This is a genomic window from Kamptonema formosum PCC 6407 (genome assembly GCF_000332155.1).
Taxonomy (GTDB): domain Bacteria; phylum Cyanobacteriota; class Cyanobacteriia; order Cyanobacteriales; family Microcoleaceae; genus Kamptonema; species Kamptonema formosum.
Genome location: NZ_KB235903.1, coordinates 1,295,189 through 1,296,610, shown reverse-complemented (window position 1 = coordinate 1,296,610; position 1,422 = coordinate 1,295,189). Strand labels below are relative to the sequence as shown.

Here is a 1,422-nt window from a genome sequence, read left to right as displayed (position 1 = left end):
CGCTGCTTCCGTTTAGATCGCATTCCACCCGAATCTGCGATCGCACCCATTGACAGAAAATGGTTGCCCAATCTAGCTCAAATCGAGGTAGAAATGCACCTATTCAGAGGTTTAGCTTTTGCCTACAAAACAAAAACAGGTCAAGATATCTTCAATGAATGGTTAGCAGACACCCCGCAAGTCCGGCGAGTGGTCAGAAAAGTATCAAATACCTTTTGGTTTTTCCGAGAAATCTTGCGCTATGGCAAAGATTGCGAAATTGTCTCGCCCCAAAATGTGCGCGATCGCTTCCGAGAAGAACTCAAAGTCCTCTGCCAACAATACGGCCTAGAAATCCGCTATTAGCCCCAAACGCGATCGCACCTATCTCCAAGGCCGCAAATGAGTACGTAAATAGCCGGGAAATTAACCTCCCGGCTATTAAACTATTAGAGAGACTCCCAATCTTGAAACCCACATTCCGCAGATGTGGCTTGGATTTTTTTATCAGTTGTGAAAGCTTGGAGCCAATATGCTTTTGGGTTGAACTTATGCGGTTTTAGCGTTACAGGAGCCTGTCAAATTTACCTAGATTAAGTAAGTTGAAAAAATTGACTTTTTCTAATATATTCATGTCGCTATTTTATCACTTCAACTCATCTTTTCAACCAAGTCAACTCATGCCAAGAGCAAATTATCTTGACTCATAAATGAGGATTATTTACAAATATTTATACCTTAATACCAATCATCATCCACTTGAAAATATTAAATAGTATTGACAGCAATACTGCCCTAAATGCTTTAATACAACTTGACGGTCTGGGGTTAAATTGCTGACTTGCTTCTCTCCATTTATAGTCACTAAATGCACCGCCTGAAACATCTGAAATATCCAGCGCATTGTCGGCTTATTGGTTAATTTCTTCACTTGATTTTTTACCCCCTCATTGGTGACTTCTAATTGTTGTCTCAATTTTCTTTGAGCTAGGTTATACACTAACAAGCACAGTCCCATTATCATTCCAATTGCTTCCACTCGCTCCGGCTTTTTCACAAATACGCTTGACGTAAAAAATAACGGATCTTTGATAAATCTAAATCCTCTCTCGTTACTTTGCTGCGCTTTGTATTCCGATAATACCTGTTGATTACTCACGGATTTTGTGTCTAAGATATTCGTGGCTAATATAAATCTCCCAGCTTTGACTTTTTCCGCTTCTATTACTGATTTTTGGGTTTCTATTTTACCTGTAACTTGATAAACTATTGTCTTGGTCTGGCTCTCTATTTTCGGCTTGATTTTCGTTTTTTTACGGGCTTTTCTCGGTATTCAATTTCGGCAAGCTGGTGATATTTCCAAGACTCTGATAACCGTTTTATTGCCATATCTGCATCGGCAATACAAGCAAACTCTTGTTTGAATATCTTACGCAATGAGGC

The 1,422-nt window shown here is 39.5% G+C and carries 1 protein-coding gene and 1 pseudogene; one reads left to right on the top strand and one right to left on the bottom strand.

Annotated elements, in window-relative coordinates; translation table 11 throughout:
• On the top strand, positions 1-345 hold a 345-nt coding region (locus OSCIL6407_RS0110545; RefSeq protein ID WP_019487203.1), incomplete at its 5' end, for a WCX domain-containing protein.
• A gap of 385 nt (positions 346-730) precedes the next feature.
• On the opposite strand, the pseudogene OSCIL6407_RS37035 reads toward OSCIL6407_RS0110545, so the two are convergent.
• Positions 731-1,422 (bottom strand): annotated as a pseudogene (locus OSCIL6407_RS37035) (IS1634 family transposase); the annotation flags it as partial.